Annotated in this window: 13 protein-coding genes, 4 tRNA genes and 1 other RNA gene; 9 read left to right on the top strand and 9 right to left on the bottom strand. The window is 72.6% G+C overall.

The annotated features are described in order from the left end of the window. Positions 1 to 20 precede the first annotated feature (20 nt). The 8 genes from DVK44_RS17180 (at position 21) to DVK44_RS17145 (ending at position 4,883) form a co-directional block, all read left to right on the top strand. A complete protein-coding gene (locus DVK44_RS17180; protein WP_114660454.1) occupies positions 21 to 356 on the top strand; it encodes a histone-like nucleoid-structuring protein Lsr2 in 336 nt (111 codons plus the stop codon). A gap of 118 nt (positions 357 to 474) precedes the next feature. After that, positions 475 to 546, top strand: a tRNA-Gly gene (locus tag DVK44_RS17175). A gap of 87 nt (positions 547 to 633) precedes the next feature. Then, positions 634 to 706, top strand: a tRNA-Gly gene (locus DVK44_RS17170). A gap of 159 nt (positions 707 to 865) precedes the next feature. Then, positions 866 to 1,843, top strand: coding sequence for an ABC transporter ATP-binding protein (locus tag DVK44_RS17165; RefSeq protein ID WP_114660453.1), 978 nt, complete (start codon positions 866 to 868; stop codon positions 1,841 to 1,843). After that, positions 1,840 to 2,694: an ABC transporter permease gene (locus tag DVK44_RS17160; RefSeq protein WP_114660452.1), complete on the top strand. Its 855-nt coding sequence runs from the start codon at positions 1,840 to 1,842 to the stop codon at positions 2,692 to 2,694. Before DVK44_RS17165 ends, DVK44_RS17160 begins: the two co-directional genes overlap by 4 nt. A 66-nt stretch (positions 2,695 to 2,760) precedes the next feature. Beyond that, a complete protein-coding gene (locus tag DVK44_RS17155; protein ID WP_228447208.1) occupies positions 2,761 to 4,173 on the top strand; it encodes a sensor histidine kinase in 1,413 nt (470 codons plus the stop codon). Then, a complete protein-coding gene (locus DVK44_RS17150; protein WP_114660451.1) occupies positions 4,170 to 4,787 on the top strand; it encodes a response regulator transcription factor in 618 nt (205 codons plus the stop codon). Before DVK44_RS17155 ends, DVK44_RS17150 begins: the two co-directional genes overlap by 4 nt. Positions 4,788 to 4,810: 23 nt before the next feature. Then, positions 4,811 to 4,883: transfer RNA gene (locus DVK44_RS17145), tRNA-Gly, on the top strand. 83 nt (positions 4,884 to 4,966) lie between these two features. Here the strand turns inward: DVK44_RS17145 and DVK44_RS17140 are convergent. The 6 genes from DVK44_RS17140 to ffs all read right to left on the bottom strand — a co-directional run bounded on the left by DVK44_RS17140 (position 4,967) and on the right by ffs (position 14,210). Then, positions 4,967 to 5,905 (bottom strand): phosphoribosylaminoimidazolesuccinocarboxamide synthase, encoded by a 939-nt coding sequence (locus DVK44_RS17140; protein ID WP_114660450.1) that lies wholly within the window; start codon positions 5,903 to 5,905, stop codon positions 4,967 to 4,969. Between the two features lie 103 nt (positions 5,906 to 6,008). Beyond that, positions 6,009 to 7,592: a N,N-dimethylformamidase beta subunit family domain-containing protein gene (locus tag DVK44_RS17135; RefSeq protein ID WP_114660449.1), complete on the bottom strand. Its 1,584-nt coding sequence runs from the start codon at positions 7,590 to 7,592 to the stop codon at positions 6,009 to 6,011. Between the two features lie 468 nt (positions 7,593 to 8,060). Next, positions 8,061 to 9,845: a hypothetical protein gene (locus DVK44_RS17130; RefSeq protein ID WP_114665202.1), complete on the bottom strand. Its 1,785-nt coding sequence runs from the start codon at positions 9,843 to 9,845 to the stop codon at positions 8,061 to 8,063. A gap of 437 nt (positions 9,846 to 10,282) precedes the next feature. Then, a complete protein-coding gene (purD, locus tag DVK44_RS17125) occupies positions 10,283 to 11,575 on the bottom strand; it encodes a phosphoribosylamine--glycine ligase (RefSeq protein ID WP_114660448.1) in 1,293 nt (430 codons plus the stop codon). Positions 11,576 to 11,658: 83 nt separating this feature from the next. Then, positions 11,659 to 14,061, bottom strand: coding sequence for a DNA polymerase III subunit gamma and tau (locus DVK44_RS17120; RefSeq protein WP_114665201.1), 2,403 nt, complete (start codon positions 14,059 to 14,061; stop codon positions 11,659 to 11,661). A gap of 54 nt (positions 14,062 to 14,115) precedes the next feature. Next, positions 14,116 to 14,210: signal recognition particle sRNA small type (gene ffs / locus DVK44_RS17115), an RNA gene on the bottom strand. Positions 14,211 to 14,283: 73 nt separating this feature from the next. On the opposite strand from ffs, the gene DVK44_RS17110 reads away from it, so the two are divergent. Further along, a tRNA-Ser gene (locus DVK44_RS17110) sits at positions 14,284 to 14,371 on the top strand. 171 nt (positions 14,372 to 14,542) lie between these two features. Here DVK44_RS17110 and DVK44_RS17105 read toward each other — a convergent pair. From DVK44_RS17105 to DVK44_RS17095, 3 genes are all read right to left on the bottom strand, one after another. Next, positions 14,543 to 15,016, bottom strand: a complete 474-nt coding sequence (locus tag DVK44_RS17105) for a Pycsar system effector family protein (RefSeq protein WP_114660447.1) — start codon at positions 15,014 to 15,016, stop codon at positions 14,543 to 14,545. A 116-nt stretch (positions 15,017 to 15,132) separates the two neighbouring features. After that, a complete protein-coding gene (locus DVK44_RS17100; protein ID WP_114660446.1) occupies positions 15,133 to 16,122 on the bottom strand; it encodes a hypothetical protein in 990 nt (329 codons plus the stop codon). Continuing rightward, complete coding sequence (locus DVK44_RS17095; RefSeq protein WP_228447207.1) at positions 16,119 to 18,047, bottom strand: hypothetical protein; 1,929 nt, start codon at positions 18,045 to 18,047, stop codon at positions 16,119 to 16,121. The genes DVK44_RS17100 and DVK44_RS17095 overlap by 4 nt, the downstream gene beginning before the upstream one ends. Positions 18,048 to 18,148 lie beyond the last annotated feature (101 nt).

Raw genomic sequence — 18,148 nt, 5'->3', positions numbered from 1 at the left:
GCAGGAAAGGACCGACATCCGTGGCGCAGCGCGTAGTGGTCACGCTCTCCGACGACATCGAGGGCGGAGAGGCGTCGGAAACGGTCATCTTCGGCCTGGACGGGAAGTCGTACGAGATCGACCTCAATCCCGCCAACGCGAAGAAACTGCGCAAGGCCCTGGCGCCCTTCATGGCGGCCGGCCGAAAGCAGACAAACGCCAGTAAGAACGGCAAAACGCGGGTGACCTACCGGCACACCTCCCTCGCCCCCGACGCGGCGGCGGTGCGCGCCTGGGCCCAGGCGCACAAGCTGGCGGTGCCGGCCAGGGGGCGGATCCCCAAGAGGGTCTACGAGGCGTTCCACGCGGCGAGTTGAGCGGCGCGGAACCCCCGGGGGGTGCCCCGCGCACCGAGTTGCCAAGCACCCCCCTTGATCCGCTAGAGTCTGGATCACGCCGAGGGGCGAGGCCGAAAAGCCGGAACCCCGGCAGCGTGCGGGTGTAGTTCAGTAGTAGAACGCCCCCTTTCCAAGGGGGAGGCGCAGTGTGCAATTCCTGTCACCCGCTCTACATCGCTCTTCCGTCAGATCGCCGTGGTCATTCCGGCCCGGTCGATCAGGTAGAGTGGTGGCCGCACCGGTCGCCCGGTGCACTGCGGACGTAGCTCAGTTGGTAGAGCGCAACCTTGCCAAGGTTGAGGTCGCCAGTTCGAACCTGGTCGTCCGCTCAGTGTGAGAAGCCCCTGGTCGGGACGGAAGTTCCGACCAGGGGCTTCTTCGTGTGCGTCTCTCCGTCCCGCCGATGACAGATGGCAGATGACATTTGTCATCGGGGGCCATGACAGCCCGCACTGCCCGTCGCCCGCGACCGGCCGCAGGCTGAAGACATGACTCAACCAACGGGCGGACACGGCCGACAGGACGGACACGGCCACCACGGCGCGCAGGCGATCGACGTCGCCGATCTGCGGCGCACCTACGCCGGCGGCTACACGGCGGTCGACGGCATCTCCTTCTCCGTGGCACGCGGCGAGCTGTTCGCGCTCCTCGGTACGAACGGCGCGGGCAAGACCTCCACCATGGAGCTGCTGGAGGGCCTCGCCCGGCCCGACGACGGCACGGTGCGGGTGCTGGGCCACGATCCGTACACCGAGCGGGCCGCCGTACGGCCCCGGGTCGGCGTGATGCTCCAGGAGGGCGGCTTCCCCTCCGACCTGACGGTCGCCGAGACCGTACGGATGTGCGCGGGGTGCACCAGCGGCGCCCGGCCGACCGATGAGGCGCTGGCCCTGGTCGGGCTCGCCAAGCGGGCCGGCGTACGGGTCAAGCAGCTCTCCGGCGGCGAGCGGCGGCGCCTCGATCTGGCGCTCGCGCTGCTCGGCCGGCCCGAGGTGCTCTTCCTCGACGAGCCGTCGACCGGGCTGGACGCCGAAGGACGCCGCGACACCTGGGAGTTGGTGCGCGAACTGCGGAACGAGGGGACCACGGTGCTGCTGACCACGCACTATCTGGAGGAGGCCGAGTCGCTCGCCGACCGGCTCGCGATCATGCACCAGGGCCGGATCGTGGTCACGGGGACCCCGGCCGAGGTGACGGCGGCCCGGCCCGGCCGGATCCGCTTCACCCTGCCCGAGGCCGTCCCGGCCGGCCGGCTGCCGCTGTCGCTGGAGGCCGCGGCCGACGGCCGGCGGATCGAGATCCGGACCCGGCGGATCCAGCACGACCTGGGTGAACTCCTGCGCTGGGCCGAGGAGTCGAACGTACAGCTGGAGGCGCTGGACGCGCGGGCGGCGACGCTCGAAGAGGCGTTCCTCGACATCGCCGCGCGCGGCGAGGAGATGGCGGAGACGGTGAGTGCCCGATGAGTACGGCAGAGACCCGCGTCAGCGGAAGCACCGGCGGGACCACGGGCAGGGGCACCGGCGGAAGCACCAGCGGAAGCACCGGCGGGACCACCACCCCCGTCGGCCGGCTGAAGGCGCTCGGGCGGGCCGAGTACACGCTGCTGATCAGGAACAGGACGGCGCTGTTCGCCGCGCTGGTCGTGCCCGTCACGATGATCGCCGCCATCAAGGCGTCGCTCAAGCAGGTCGACCTCGCCGGCACCGGCCTCAGCGCCATCGAGGTGGCGATGGTCGGCAGCCTCGGCATGGTGCTGGTCATGGCCGTCTACGCCAACCTCACCGCCGCGTACACCTCCCGGCGCGAGGACCTCGTCCTCAAGCGGCTCCGTACGGTCGAGGCCGCCGACCACGAGATCCTCGCCGGGACCGCGCTGCCCGCGGTCGGGCTCGCCCTCGCGCAGTCCCTGGTGATGATCGCGGGCGCCGTCGCGCTCCTCGACGTCCGCGCGCCCCGGCAGCCGCTGCTGCTGCTCGGCGGGCTGCTGGCCGGGGTCGTCCTGCTCACCACGCTCGCGGCGGCGACCTCGGCGGTCACCCGTACCGTGGAGAGCGCCCAGCTCACCACCATGCCGCTGTTCCTGCTCTCGGTGATGGGCTCGGGCCTCTTCGTCCCGCTGGACGTCTTCCCCGACACCCTCGCCAGGATCTGCGAGCTGCTGCCGATGACCGGCGTGATGACCCTGGTCCGGGCGGGCTGGCTGGGCGGGATCGACGGCGGCGACGCGCTGCGCGCGGGTCTGACGGCCCTGGTCTGGATCGGGCTGGCGCTGTTTGCTGTACGGAAGTGGTTCCGCTGGGAGCCCCGGCGATAGCCGGTACCGGTACCGATACCAGGACGCACACGGCCCATGGAGAGGAGTGAGAGAGGAGTGAGTGAAGTGACTGAGACGTCCGGGCACGGGCTGGCGGGCTGGTGGCAGCGCAGGAGCAGCCTGGCCATGGCCAAGGCGCCCAAGAGCGACACGGCGAAGGTCCATCTGTACACCCGCTGGACGTTCGCCTCCCTCGGCGGCGCCGAGGTCGGTATGAACGTCGGCACCCTGCTGCCCTTCGGCGCCGGGCCTGTGAAGCCGGCGTTGTTCCTGATGATCGTCGTCCACGCCTGGCTCTGCGTACAGCTGTCGAGCCGGGCGCTGGACTGGCGGCTCGGCCAGGCCGAGCGGCCCGTACGGCTGCTGCTGGCCGTGGCCGGCTACTCCGCCGCCGCGCTCGCCACCCTGCTGGCGCTGCGCGGGACCGCCGTACGCGACGAGGACTTCGGTGTGCTGCTGCTGGCCGTCTCCGGCTTCGGCCTGGGCGCCGTCGCGATGGGGCTGCGGACGGCACGGCACGGGGTGCGCGCGGTGCTGGGCACCGTGGGCGGGACGGTGGTCGTGGCCCTGCTGGCCGGGAAGGGCTGGGCCGTGGCCCTGCTCTGCGCCGCCGGGGTCACCGCCATGGGCTCCCTGTTCACCTGCGCGTATCTGCTCTCGGCCTGGATGGTCTCCGTCGTCTGGGAGCTGGACGCGGCGCGCGAGGCGCAGACCCGGCTCGCGGTCGCCGAGGAACGGCTGCGCTTCGGCCGCGACATGCACGACGTCATGGGCCGCAACCTCGCGGTGATCGCGCTGAAGAGCGAGCTGGCGGTACAGCTCGCCGAGCGGGGCCGACCGGAGGCCATCGCCCAGATGACCGAGGTGCAGCGGATCGCCCGGGAGTCCCAGCGGGAGGTACGGGACGTCGTACGCGGCTACCGGGAGGCGAACCTCCACACGGAGCTGGACGGCGCCCGGAGCGTGCTCGCGGCGGCCGGCATCGACTGCCGGATCGAGGAGGCGGCCACCGGCGCCGCGCTCCCCGCCGAGGTGCAGTCGGCCCTGGGCTGGGTGGTGCGCGAGGCGACGACGAACGTGCTGCGGCACGGGGACGCGCGGCGCTGCACCGTACGGCTGTCGGTCAGGGAGCGCGGCTCCGAGGCCCTGCTGACCGTGGAGAACGACGGCGTGCCGGACCCGGCCGCCGACGCGGCGGCCGGCGAGCCGACACGCCCCGGCACCGGCCTCGCCGGGCTGCGGGAGCGGCTGGTGGCGCTGGACGGGACGCTGGAAGCGGGGGCCGTGGCGGGCGGCTGCTTCCGGCTGACGGTACGGGTGCCGCTGCCGAAGGCCGGTGCTGCGGCCGGCGCGGGGACGGGCGCTGGGGCGGGCGCGGGGGCGGTCACCTCGCCGGTTCCCGGGGTTGTGTCCCCGTCCGCGCCTCTTCCCTCCCCCTCCCCCTCCGTATCCGCGCTCGACGATGAGATGGCGCTATGACCACACCACCCGTACGGGTCCTGCTCGCCGACGACGAGCATCTGATCCGGGGCGCGCTCGCCGCGCTGCTCGCGCTCGAAGACGATCTACTTGTGGTCGCCGAGGCGGCCTCAGGACCCGAGGCCCTGGCGATGGCCCTGGCGCATCGGCCGGACGTCGCTGTGCTCGATCTCCAGATGCCGGGCGCGGATGGTGTGAAAGTCGCCACATCGCTCCGTAACGAATTGCCCGGCTGCCGGACGATGATCGTGACGAGTCACGGCAGGCCCGGCCATCTGAAGCGGGCGCTGGCGGCGGGGGTGCGGGCGTTCGTGCCGAAGACGGTCTCCGCGCGGCGGCTCGCGGAGATCATCCGTACCGTGCACGCCGGAAGCCGTTTCATCGACCCCGAGTTGGCGGCCGACGCGATCTCCGCCGGAGACTCGCCGCTCACCGCGCGCGAGGCCGAGGTGCTGGAGCTGGCGGCGGACGGCGCGCCGATCGCGGAGATCGCGGAGCGCGCGTCGCTGTCGCAGGGGACCGTACGGAACTATCTGTCGTCCGCCGCCGCCAAGCTGGGGGCCGAGAACCGGCATACGGCGGTGCGTCTCGCGCAGCGGCGGGGTTGGGTATAGTTGGCCTCGCGCCACGGCGCAGCGCGGACGTAGCTCAGTTGGTAGAGCGCAACCTTGCCAAGGTTGAGGTCGCCAGTTCGAACCTGGTCGTCCGCTCAGAGCGAGAAAGCCCCCGGTCGGAACGGAAGTTCCGGCCGGGGGCTTCTTCGTGCGCGTGCGCCTGTGCCTGCGCGGGCGCGTTATCGCCAGGTGGTGCCGGTGAGGAGTTCGTACGCCTCGATGTACTTCGCGCGCGTCGCGTCCACGATCTCCTGCGGCAGCGCGGGCGGCGGCTGCTCGCTCCGGCGGTCCCAGCCGGAGGCCGGGGAGGTCAGCCAGTCGCGTACGTACTGCTTGTCGTGCGACGGCTGTGCGTGGCCGGGCTCCCAGGTGGCGGCGGGCCAGAAGCGCGAGGAGTCGGGCGTCAGCACCTCGTCCGCGATCACCAGCCGGTCGGTGCCTTCACCGCTGCCGTCGCCCTCGCCGTCCGCAGCGTGGTCGAAGCCGAACTCGAACTTCGTGTCGGCGAGGATGATCCCGCGCTCACGGGCGATGTCGCGGGCCCTCGCGTACACGTCGAGGGTCGTCCGGCGCAGCAGCGCGGCCTCCTCCACGCCGACCTGGCGGGCCACTTCCTCGTACGACACGTTCTCGTCGTGCTCACCGACGGCCGCCTTGGTGGCGGGGGTGAAGATCGGGCCGGGCAGCTCGGAGCCGTCCGTGAGGCCCTCGGGGAGCGCGAGACCGCAGACGGTGCGGGACTTCTCGTACTCCACGAGCCCCGAGCCGGTGAGATAGCCGCGGGCGACGCACTCGACCGGGACCATCCGCAGCGAACGGCAGACGAGCGTACGGCCCGCCCAGTCGGCGGGGGCGCCGGCGGGCAGGTCGGTGGAGATGACGTGGTTCGGCACGAGGTCGGTGAGCTGGTCGAACCACCAGAGCGAGAGCTGCGTGAGGACACGGCCCTTGTCGGGGATTTCGCTGGGCAGTACCCAGTCGTACGCGGACAAGCGGTCGCTGGCGACCATCACGAGGTCGCCCGCCTCGTTGCGGTACAGATCGCGCACCTTGCCGGTGTGGATGTGCACCAGACCCGGCACCTGAAGGGGCTCGGGCTTTTCTACGAATCCGGACACGGTTCCTCCCCGTGGTTCTGTCCGATCTGAGAGATCGCGTTGATTCTCCCGTATGCCGGAAGTACCGGTGGCCAGGGGTGGGGCGGCCTCCTGCCGATGGCGCTCAGTCGCGTTTGCAGATCCGGTCGAGGAGGTTGGCGGTGGCGCGCTGGATCCGGGCGTCGACATGGCCGGGGCGGTCCAGCGCCGGGGACCAGGCGAAGGTGCCGGACGCGAAGACGAGCGCGCCGGAGGGGGCGCGGTAGAGGGAGGTCTCCTGGTGGCGCCGGACGCCCTCGCCGTCGCGGTACGGGGAGTGGGCGAGGAGGATGCGCTCCTCGTGCTCGGGCAGCGCCGTACGCGGGAAGTAACGGTCCGCCTCACCGGCGACCAGTCCGTCGATCTCGTCCCCCTCGGCGGCGCCGGTGGCCTCCCAGAGCCAGTGGCCGACGTTCCGTACGACCATCGGGCTGGGCTCGGGGACGCGGCCCGCGTACTGGATGCCGAGGAGCTGCTGCTCGGGCCGGTCGACCTCGCGCCAGAGGGCGGGCCGGCCGCCGCTGCCGTACGTACCGCTGCGGGCGCGGGGTGCCCGGGGCGTACGAGGTGCCCGCGGCGCGCGGGGCGGCGGGCGGCGCTTGCGGCAGGTGAGGAGCCGGTCGGGGACGCCGGAGGCGGAGGGGCCCAACTCCACTTGCCAGTACATGGTGTTGGCGGAGAGAAAGACGAGGGAGGTGCCGCGGTCGCGCGCCTGCTCGACCGTACGGCGCATGGGGACGGACCAGTACTCGTCGTGGCCGGGGAAGATCAGGCCGCGGTAGCGGGTGGGGTCGACGCGGCCGGCGTGCAGATCGCGGGCGTCGGCGTAGGCGAGGTCGTAGCCGTACCGCTCGGCCCAGCGGATGAAGTCGTACGCGTGGCCGACGTGGAGGGGCAGACCGGCGCCCGCGTACGGGCGGTCGAAGGAGACGGTCGACGCGGCGTCCTGCTCGCCGAGGAGCCGGCCCTCGTCGTCCCAGGCGTGGTAGAGGCTGGCGCCGGTGTGGCCGTCCTCGGGGTAGAGGTTGTACGCCTGCCAGGTGATGTCGGGGAGCAGGAGCAGCAGATCGGCGGGGCGGCTGTCGCGGATGGTGAAGGGGACGTGCGAGCGGTAGCCGTCGACGGTGGTGAGGACGGCGACATGGGCGCCGAGCTTCCAGTGCTCGGGGATCTGGAGCCGCCAGGACTGCCACCAGTTGTGGCACGAGACCGTACGGTCGGCGGTGAGCGGCGGCGGCTGCACGATGCCGGAGATCCGGGGGCCGGTGCTGATCTTGCGGGCGCCCTCGCCGCCGTAGTGGCCGATCCGGTAGATGTCGACGGAGAACTGCTGGGGCGGGTCGACGGTGATGTGGAAGTCGATGGCCTCGCCGGGCGCGGCGGCGCCGGTGGAGGAGAAGCCCTTGATCTGACGGCGCACGTCGTCGGCGTTACGGAGACCACCGCCGCCGCTGCCGCTGCTGCTGGTTCCTGTGCGGGAGGTCCTGGTGCTGCCGGTGCTGCCGCCGGTGCCGAGGTAGGGGTCGGCGTACCAGGGCACGAGATGGCCGGTGTCGTCGAAGTAGTTCTCGTTGCCGCGCAGCCAGGGCAGTGGGCCCTGCCCGAAGGGGTCGCTCACCGCGTGCGCGAGCGCGCCCGACTCCCACCGCCGGATCTGGTCCGCCCCCATGCTGCGCCCCTCCTCCGAGCCCCCGCGCCCCCGGGTGGCACGGCCCTTGATGCAACGGTCGATTCACGCGCCGACGCGCCGGTGATACGACCGTTTGGCCGCCCGCCGACGCACCCTGATTCCGGCGCCGAACTCCAGCACATCACACAACGCGCGCGATCCGTCACCGTTCGTCGCGAATTGAAGTAAACGGAAGACTCCCTATCCGGATGCCGGGTGTCATACCGGGCGGCGAGGACCGGCGAGAGCGCCCGGGAGAGGGGGTGGGGTGTGGCGGGATTCACATGGCGGGGGTCCGGGGTTACGGCGGTCACCCGATCGTGGGGCCGGCGGTCGGGGTGGCCGGGTGGCGGGCGGACGGGTGGCGGGCAGGCGGGTGGCGGTGGCCGGGTGGCGGGCAGGCGGGTGGCGGGGGCTGCCGGGTCGGGGTGCTGCCAGGGCGGTGCCGCCGGGTCGCGCCCTACCGGGTCAGACCAGGCGTACCGGCTTCTCCGGGCGGACTCCCAGCGTGGTGAGCCAGGCGCGGAGGGGCTCCGCGTCGCCGTCCTCGACCAGGCTGAGGACCCGACCCCCCAGCTCGGCGCGGCGTTCGCCGTCGACCAGGAGGGCGGGGCCGTCCAGCCAGTCGAGGCCGGGCGCGGCGCCCGCCGTGTCCACGGCGGAGCAGCAGACCATGGCCGTGACATGGTCCGCGAGCAGTTCCCGGCCGGTACGGGGCGGCTGGAGCGGGAAGAGGGGCAGCGGGTCGCCGCCCCAGAGCGCGCGGGCATCGCCCGCCGCCTCCGCCGGGGCCCGTGGGGCCGCCGCCGCCTCGCGGGCCAGCTCGGCGCTGATCGCGGCGGCCAGCGCGTCACCGATGTCACCGGCGCCACCACCACCGCTGCCGCCTGTGCCTCCTGTGCCGCCATCGCTGCCGCTGGGTGCGGCGAGGTGGTCCAGGACGCGGGCCAGGTTCGGTCCGGGGTCGGGGCCGGGGTCGGGGTGCGTGTCCGGGGCGGCGCCGTCGGGGCCCGGGGCGGGGCCGGCTCCGCGTCGTACCCCCATGCCGTCCAGGACGCGGTGCAGCCGGGCCGCTTCCGTACGCCACTTGCGGTCCACGACCTCCTCCGGATACTGCTGCCAGTCCACCGGCGACCAGTCGGGGCCGGCGGCGGCCGGGCCGCCGTGGAAGAGGCGGGCGGCCAGCAGGGAGGCCGCCTCGTCGACCGCGCCGGGCTCTTCGAGCAGATCGCAGGCCGGACGCTCACCAAGCCGGGTGGCGAAGCCCTCGGCGAGGCGGTCTCGGCGGGACAGCTCGGTCAGCGCCGAGACCACCCCGGCGTCCAGGCGGGCCGGCCAGCGGCCCATCCGCCAGGCGGGCAGCGCGACCCGGGTGAGCAGCCGGTCCCAGCCCGCGTACGCCAGGCCCACCTGCTCCTGCGCGACGATCCGCAGGCCGTAGTCCACCGTCTGCGCGCGCTCGGACGCCGCCGCCGCCACCCCGCGCTCCATCAGCGCGGCGTGCTCACCGCACGCGCGCAGCAGGACGCGGGCCACCCGGCCGACCGCGCCGAGCGCGCCGGCCCGTATCCAGCCCTGCCCGGGACGCGCCGCGACGGCGACCGCCGCGTCGAGCCCCCGTACGAAACGCCGGGCCGCGGCTATGTCCGGGTGCGCGGCGGCCCCCGTACCGGCGACGACCGGAGCGAGCACGGCGCGCAACTCGGCGACGCGCATCCACCACAGGAAAGGCGATCCGATCACGAGGACGGGCGCGGTGGCGGCGCCGCCCGCGCGTGCGGCCGGGCCGTGGCTGTGCGTCTTTCGCAGTCCTTGTGCGTGCCCCTGTGCCTGCGACTGCCCCTGCGCATGTGCCGGGTGGGTGCGGTCCTCCAGCCAGCTGTCGCAGTCCGGCGTCAGGGCTATCGCGGAGGGCGCGGGCACATCGAGGCGCTCCGCGAGGTCGCGCACCAGCCGGTAGAGATCCGGCGCGGACTTCTCCACCACCGGGACGGTCGGACTGAGGGCCGGCTCGGCGCGGGTCACCACGGCGGCGACGGCGGCGGCCAGCAACAGCACGACCACCGCGAGGGCCGTCACTCCCCAGCGCGCCGCGTCCCAGCCCCCGCCCCGGAGATGGCCGGTGACCCCACCGGCCAGGAGCACGACGGCGACGGCGGCGGGCAGCAGGGCCACGGCCAGCGCCCTGCCCCGTACGCGCAGCACGGCGAGCGCCCGGACGCGGGCCCCCTGGGCCCCCATCCCGTCGCCCATGCCGGGACCGGGCCCGGAGCCCGGACCGGAGCCGGGCCCGAAGCCGGAGCCCGAATCCGGGCCGGCGCCCGAGCTGAAACCCGTACTGGAGCTGGAACCAGAGCTGGAACCGGACATGTGGACCTCACCCCCTCTGCCGTGCGGCTGTGTTGCTCACTCCCCCACTGTGGCACCCGCCACTGACATCGCAATGCCGGTGGGCCAAGTGCCGGAACGCTTGCGCCGCACCCTAGTTGGGCCCTGGAGACCCGTCATCCGGATGGCCCAACCGTCACCCGATGGAATGGCTCTGGTCAAAGCTGCTGACGCGGCGGGCCGGGATGGTCCCACCCGTAACCGGACATGGCACCGGGCCGGGCGATCAACGCCCGGCCCAGTGCCATGTGGTGCCTGTCTTCGTGTCCGTGGGTCGTGTCCGCGGGTCGTGTCCGCGTACGTCAGGCCCCCGCCGCGCCCGCGGCCTCCGCCGCCGCCCGGGCGATGTCCGTACGGTGCTGGGAGCCGTCCAGCCGGATACGGCCGAGCGCGGTGTAGGCGCGCTCGCGGGCCTGTGTCAGGTCCTTGCCGGTCGCCGTCACGGACAGCACACGGCCGCCCGCGCTCAGGACCGTACCGCCGCCGTCGGCACCGGTCCCGCCGTCCAGGCGGGTGCCGGCGTGCAGGACGTACGCGTCGGGTCCATCCTGTGCCGCGACCGCGTCGAGCCCCTCGATCGGGTCGCCGGTACGCGGCGTGTCCGGGTAGTTGTACGAGGCGATGACGACGGTGACCGCGGCGTCGTCGCGCCAGGTCAGCGGGGGCAGCGCGGCGAGGTCGCCCTCGGCGGCGGCCAGCAGGACACCGGCCAGCGGGGTCTTGAGCCGGGCCAGGACGACCTGGGTCTCGGGGTCGCCGAAGCGCGCGTTGAACTCGATGACCCGTACGCCCCGGCCGGTGATCGCGAGGCCCGCGTACAGCAGCCCGGAGAAGGGCGTGCCGCGGCGGCGCAGTTCGTCCACCGTCGGCTGGAGGACGGTCTCCATGACCTCGTCGACCAGCTTGGGATCGGCCCACGGCAGCGGGGAGTACGCGCCCATGCCGCCGGTGTTGGGGCCCTCGTCGTTGTCGAGCGCGCGCTTGAAGTCCTGCGCGGGCTGGAGCGGGAGGACGGTCTCGCCGTCGGTGATGGCGAAGAGGGAGACCTCGGGGCCGTCGAGGAACTCCTCGATGACAACACGGCCGCCGCAGGCGAGGGCGTGCGCGCGGGCGGCGGCGAGGTCGGGGGTGACGACGACGCCCTTGCCGGCGGCGAGCCCGTCGTCCTTGACGACGTAGGGCGGGCCGAAGGCGTCGAGCGCGTCGTCGATCTGCTCGGGCGTGGTGCAGACGTAACTGCGGGCCGTCGGGACGTTCGCCCCGGCCATCACGTCCTTCGCGAACGCCTTGGAGCCCTCCAGCTCCGCCGCCTCGCGGGACGGGCCGAAGCAGGGGATGCCCGCGGCCCGTACGGCGTCGGCGACCCCCGCGACCAGCGGCGCCTCGGGTCCGACGACGACGAGACCGGCCTCCAGCTCGGTGGCGAGCCGGGCCACGGCCGCGCCGTCCAGCGCGTCCACCGGGTGCAGCTCGGCCACCTCGGCGATCCCGGCGTTGCCGGGGGCGCAGTGCAGAGCGGTGACCTGGGGGTCGAGGGACAGAGAGCGGCACAGGGCGTGTTCGCGGGCGCCGCCGCCGATGACAAGGACCTTCACGGGAGGCAGCCTAGCCCGGACGGGGCGGCCGTCCGCGTACGGGCCATGGCCGGGCCTTGGACGGGACTCCGAAAAGGGGCCGGCTACTCGTTCGTGTATTCCTCCACAACCGTGGCTCCCAGCTCTCGGACGATGAGTTCGTGGCCGGAGAGCGCGGAGTCGACGAGATCCGGATCGTCCTCCTCCGGGGTGTCGTCCTCCGGGGCCACGGTGTGCGGCGGGACGTGCGCGTCGGTCCTGCCGCCACCGCCGCCTCCCCCGCCGCCTCCCCCGCTACCGCTACCGCCGCCGGGCGCGTCGGAGCGGCCCCCGGGGCCGGGACCGGCGGAGGGGGCCGACGGGCGCTGCCCGGCTCCGGCGGGGCCGCCGAGGCCGGCGGGCCGGGGCGCTTGGGCGGGGGCCGGGGCGGAGTTCGGCGCGAAGCCGGGGGTGGCGGGGGCGGCCGGGGTGGCGGGAGCGCCGCCGTAACCTCCGCCGTTCCCGGTCCCGTATCCGCCGCCGCTGGTGCCGCCGCCGTACCCGCCGCCACTGCCGTACCCGCCGCCACCGGGGCCGCCGTTTCCGGGGCCGCCGGGGGTGGCGGGCGGCGGGGTGCCGCCCGAGGGGTCGACGATCGCCTCGATCTTCCACTGCACGTGGAACTGCTCGGAGAGCGCCTGCTTGAGCACCGCCTCGCTGCCGCTGCTCGTGAAGTTGTCGCGGGCGCCGGCGTTGATGAAGCCGACCTGGAGCGTCGTCCCGTCGAACCCCGCCACCTGCGCGTTCTGGCTGAGCAGGATCCAGGTGAAGCGCCGGCGGTTCTTGACGGCCTCCAGGATGTCGGGCCACATGTGCCGCACCTGCCCGGCGCCCTGGGCCATCGCCGGCCCACCGGGCGCGGCGGGCGCGGGCCCGGCGGCGGGTGGGGCGGCGGGCGCGGCCGAAGCCGGTGCGGCCTGTACGGGCGCGGGCGCCGGCGCCGCGCCCTGACCGGGCGCCACGGCGGTCGGCCAGCCACCGGGCCGCCGGGCGGCGCCTCCTTCTCCGGGCGCCGCGGCGCCGGGCCAGGCACCGGGCTGCCGCTGGGGCTCGACGGGAGCGGGAGCGGGGGCGTGCACGGGCGCGGGGGCGGCGACCGGAGGGGCCGCGGCCGCGACGGGCTCGCGGACAGGAGCTTCGTGCACCGGGGGCCCGTGCACAGGCCCGTGCGCTCCGGGCTCGGGTACGTACGCCATGGCGAGCCCGGGCGGAGGCGCGGGCGCGTACCCAGCCCCGGCTGCGGGCCCGGGATGCGGCCCTACCACCGGCCCGCCGGAGAACACGGCCCCGGCGGTCGTGGCGGCTGCCGCCGCCCCCCGCTCCAGCCGGTCGAGCCGCGCCTGGACGGAGCGCTCGTCGTCGAAGGCGGCGGGCAGCAGCACGCGCGCGCAGATCAGCTCCAGCTGGAGCCGGGGCGAGGTGGCGCCACGCATCTCCGTCAGCCCCGTGTTGACGAGATCGGCCGCCCGGCTCAGCTCGGCCGCGCCGAAGACCGACGCCTGGGCGGTCATCCGCTCGACGACATCGGCGGGCGCGTCGATGAGCCCCTTCTCCCCGGCGTCCGGTACGGCGGCGAGAATAACCAGGTCGCGCAGGCGCTCCAGCAGGTCGGCGACGAACCGCCGGGGGTCGTTCCCGCCCTCGATGACCTGGTCCACCACATCGAACGCGGCGGCCCCGTCACCCGCCGCGAACGCGTCCACCACGGCGTCGAGCAGCGATCCGTCCGTATAACCGAGCAAGGACGTCGCCATGGCGTACGTCACACCCGCGTCGGCCGTACTGGCGAGGAGCTGGTCCATGACGGACATCGAGTCACGTACGGACCCCGCGCCGGCCCGTACGACCAGCGGCAGCACCCCGTCCTCGACCGAGGTCCCCTCCTTGGCGCACACCTCGGCGAGATACTCCCGCAGCGTCCCGGGCGGCACCAGGCGGAACGGATAGTGGTGCGTACGCGACCGGATCGTGCCGATGACCTTCTCGGGCTCGGTCGTCGCGAAGATGAACTTCAGATGCTCCGGCGGCTCCTCGACCACCTTCAGCAGGGCGTTGAACCCCGCCGAGGTGACCATGTGGGCCTCGTCGATGATGTAGATCTTGTAACGACTGCTCGCCGGCCCGAAGAACGCCTTCTCCCGAAGATCACGCGCGTCGTCCACGCCACCGTGCGAAGCGGCGTCGATCTCGATGACATCGATCGACCCCGGCCCGTTCCGCGCCAGGTCCTGACAGGACTGGCACGTCCCGCACGGCGTCGGCGTCGGCCCCTGCTCACAGTTCAGACAGCGGGCGAGGATGCGCGCGCTGGTCGTCTTCCCGCAGCCGCGCGGCCCGCTGAACAGGTACGCGTGATTGACCCGGTTGTTCCGCAGGGCCTGCTGCAACGGGTCAGTGACATGCTCCTGCCCGATGACCTCGGCGAATGACTCGGGGCGATAACGGCGGTACAGCGCAAGGGACGACACACCTACGACGATATCGGCCCCCTCGGACATCGCGCCCGTAAGACCACCCCACACGCAAGCGCCCCCCACGCACCCGCCAGAGCCAACCTACCCTTGCTGCCTTCCGGCCCTGGGGGAGTTCAGTCAGATAGCGCCACGTGAGGGGCTCCGCACACAGTACCCGATCCCCACCCCCACGAACGAGTTCGCGAGCACTCCCCCGAGTCTTGTATTGTTTGCCGCGGAGGATTCGCCTAGTGGCCTAGGGCGCACGCTTGGAAAGCGTGTTGGGGGCAACCCCTCACGAGTTCGAATCTCGTATCCTCCGCCATTGCTCTCACCGGGCAATACGTCGAAGGCCCCCGCTGCTCGCAGCGGGGGCCTTCGACGTTCCGTCGGCGGCGGCTGTCGGTGGGCCGTGGCGTTCGCCTGCCGGCTGGGGTGGTCGTACTGATCTTGACTCAGTCGTGCGGCGAGTGCCGACGGCGGCCGCTTCGTCGTCTCAGGTTGGGTGCAGCGCTGTTGTCAGTAAGGGGAGCGCTATCAGCAGGAGCGCCACGCCCGCCTCTATCCAGCGGTATTTGGTTCTGACGATCGCGCTGGTCCGTTGTACGGCCGCCAGCAGCGGGCCCGTCGGATCGTGGGCGGTGCGCTCGAAAGCGCGGGTCAGGCGTTCGTTGTCCAGTTCCGGGGTCACGTGCTGGAAGTAGAAGGGGGTGGCGGAGAGACCGTTCGTCCGGTCCCGTCGTCTCGGAGTGAGGGCGCACACGAAGCAGACGACGGCCAGCAGGGCGGTGAGGGTGGCGCTCCACCACAGTGCCTCTTCTGTCGCGGATACCGGGCCGCGAGCGGTGGCGTTGTCGCGGGTGAGGGTGACGAACGCCCCCAGGACCGCGCCCATAAAGCCCAGCAGGACGGCGGCTTTGGTGTCCGCTCTCGTGATCTCCGCTCCGTTGGCGGTCAGAAGCCGGTGCATCGCCGCCAGCGTCTCGCGCCCGCGTGGCGTGGTCCTGACGTACGGCTCAGGGGTCGTCCGGCGTATTCGGCGCGTCCGGCGCGTCCGGCGAATCCGGCCGGCGACTGCCGGCCGTGTCATCGCGGGTGTCCGTTCGCGACGCCGCGCTGTCCAGCGGGTGCCTCTCGCGGCGGCTGCGCCGGTACCCGACGTCCCAGCCTGACGAGCCGGTCACGCAGCAGTTCGGAGAGTTCCTGCCGCTCCTGCTCGGACAGGCTGCCGAGCAGGCCGGCCATTCCGTCCTGCCAGGTGGTCTCTCCGCGCAGCAGGTCGGCGTGTCCCACCGACCAGTCCAACACCTGGCTGACCTGGTCCGGGTGTCTGAGCAGCCAGAGAGCCGCGAGTGAGGCCGGGCCCTTGCTCACCGCCTGCATGCAGAACTCGTACTCCTCCCGGCGATCGGGCGTCCACGAGTAGGGCGCGTCCGCCTCCCCGGTCTGCCCGAGTCTCAGCTCACTGTCCTCCTCACGCCCCCGCACATCCGTGACGTGGTAGGCGAGGCCGCACTCCAGCAGCGTCTGCGGGGTGGAGAGGTGCCGCATCAACTCCGTTGCGCCCAGGCCCTGTCCGGCGGAGGAGTACTGGTCCTCAAGATGCCGCAGCCGGCGTCGGAGATCCCTGCGTACCGCGTCCCAGCCGGTCTTGGTGCGCGTACGCACGACCTGCACCGGATCGCGCACCCACCACAGCACCTGCACGTCCACCGACTCGGCCCCGTACCGGGTCGGCAGCGCGACGCCTTGAGTCCCGGTCTGCTCTTCGAGTCGGACAATGAAGGCGTCGTCGTATCTGCCCAGCAGTTTGGGCCGAACCGCCGACCGGGCGACAGCGACCGGATCCGGGTACGTCTCGGTGTATGTGTCGGTGTGCGCATCGGAATATGTATCGGCATACGTCTCCGATCGCGAACCGCGCCGGTTACGAGACCGTAGTTCGCTGTAGGCACCGTCCTGGGCGTGCAGCACCAGGGCGCGGTCCAGCCGGCCCGACCAGCGCTGCCGCACGATTTCACGCCACGGGGCCTGTGTGGCGCGGGAATAGACGGGCTCCGGAGTCTCGGATGTCATGGTGTCCTCCCGTACGAGTGCGCGGAATCGGTCTGCCGCGGGACGCCGTTCCGCCAGTTGTCGAGCGCCGCGCCCGCGATGTTCCGTCCGGCCAGCGCCTTGTCCTCGTGCCGGTCGATGTCGACGAAGAGACGCAGGACGCCGTGCCGCATGTCCTGGGCCAGCGCGCTCAACACCACGTCCACGGCGCGCCGTTGGTCCTCGCTCCAAGCGGCGCTCCGGCACCACGAGACAAGAGCGCGGGATGTCGGATCGAACAGTTCCTTGTCGTCGAGCGCACGACGGACAAGCCGGATCACATCGTCCCCGACCTCCCCGTTCTCCAGCAGCCGTGCGGCGAACCACGGGGCATCTTCGTGGAGCAGCAACGGGAGAGTGCCGAGCGCCAGCCCCGCGTCCAGGCCCCCGCGCCCGGACCACTCGGAGAGTTGCCGGAAGACGGTGTCCTGGCTACCGGAGGCGAACAGGAACCCCAGCGCACGTCGCACGGCCATTCCCACCTCGCGCTCCTCCCCTTCCATCCCCCGATACGCGCCATGCAGCAGACTCAGCGCCAGGTCCGGACGGGAGGCTCCGAAACCGGTCTCGCAGGTGTACGCCACCGTAGAACGCAGCCACCGGCTCTGGACCTGCCAACTCCACTGCCTGAGGCGGTACTTGACCTCCCCGGCCAGAACCGGGTCCTCGGCCGCCATGCCCAGGGCGGTCGCCGCGATGGTCCGGCTCGTCCGGCGCTCGGACTCAGCGAGCTTGCGGATATGCACCAGCGCGCGGCGGCCGCCTCCCCAGCTCGCCGCCCTGCCCATGACACGGCCCACTGGCCACGCCAGGTCTCGCTCATTCGGCGGGATGCTGTCCATCCAGTCCGTCAGCAGACCGGAGAGATGCCCGTACTGCCGCCAGACATGGCCCAGGACGGCTTCGCTCTGCCCGTGACGGGTGAAGCGCACCGGTTCCACGGCGTAGGGAAAACCGCCGCCCGTGTGCAGTTCCTTGGCGTCGCGCCGCGCACCGACCACCCCTAAAAGCTCGTCCAGCGAGCGGCGGAAGACGAACTGCGGATTGGGCCCCGGTGTCGGCCGCGCCCCTTCCGACGTGCCCGGACCGCCGCCCCCGCCCGTGTGTTCCCCGTTCTCCGCGCGTACGGAGTCCAGCCGCCCCTCGGCCAGTACCAGAAGCCGTTCGGCCTCCTCCCTGACGATCCGGTGGTCAAGTCCCTCGAAAACACAGGCGGCCAGCAGAAAAGCCAGTCCGTCGGAGTCGTCGCGCAGCCGCTTGAGCAGGTCGGGCACCTCTTCCTCGGCAAGGAAGCTCAGCCGCTCACGGATTCCGGCGAGGCTGGGCGCCACTTCCTTCTCGACGGCTTCGGCCATCATCGCCACCAGCTCCGCCACCTGGGCCGGATGGAGCCCCGGGGACAACAGCTCGTCCAGCGCGCCCGGTGGCAGCGCCGCCAGCATGTCCCGGCGCTGCGCCGGGTTGGCCACGGCCGCCTCCAGCCGCGCGTCGAACACGGCCCGGGCCGGGGGCGGTGTGCACACGATGGGTCTGACATGCAGATCGCGGGTCAGGCCGCGGACGAGTCCCGGATCGTTCGGAAGGACGATCACCATACGGGCCTTCGCCTCCCCCAGCAGCCGCCGTAATGCGCTGATCAGCCCACGCTTCAGCGGGTGGCGGGGAAGCAGACCGTCCACAAGGTAGCCACGGGCCTGCTCGCGAGAGGGCTGCCATGTGCCGAGGTTCACATCGCTGTCGACCGCCCTCAGATCCATGCTGTGGCCGCTGTGCCGGTGCAGCAGGTTGAGGGCCGCCGTGCGGCGACCGGTGCCCGGCTCCCCGGTGAGGAACAGAACACCGCTGTCGAGTTCCTCCAGAGCCGCCGGGAACCAGTCGGGCTCCGCAAACCCCGTTCCGGCCTCCATGATTTCCAACGCCGAGATGGGGCCCTCGTGCGCCTCTACGGGGCGGACACGTCCGCCGGGCTGACCGCCGGCGTTCTCCACACGCTGACCGCCGTGGACGG

Origin of the sequence: Streptomyces paludis, from assembly GCF_003344965.1 — a bacterium.
In the GTDB taxonomy this organism is placed as follows: domain Bacteria; phylum Actinomycetota; class Actinomycetes; order Streptomycetales; family Streptomycetaceae; genus Streptomyces; species Streptomyces paludis.
Note: the sequence above shows the minus strand (reverse complement) of the source record. Positions and strands in the feature narration are given on the sequence as shown.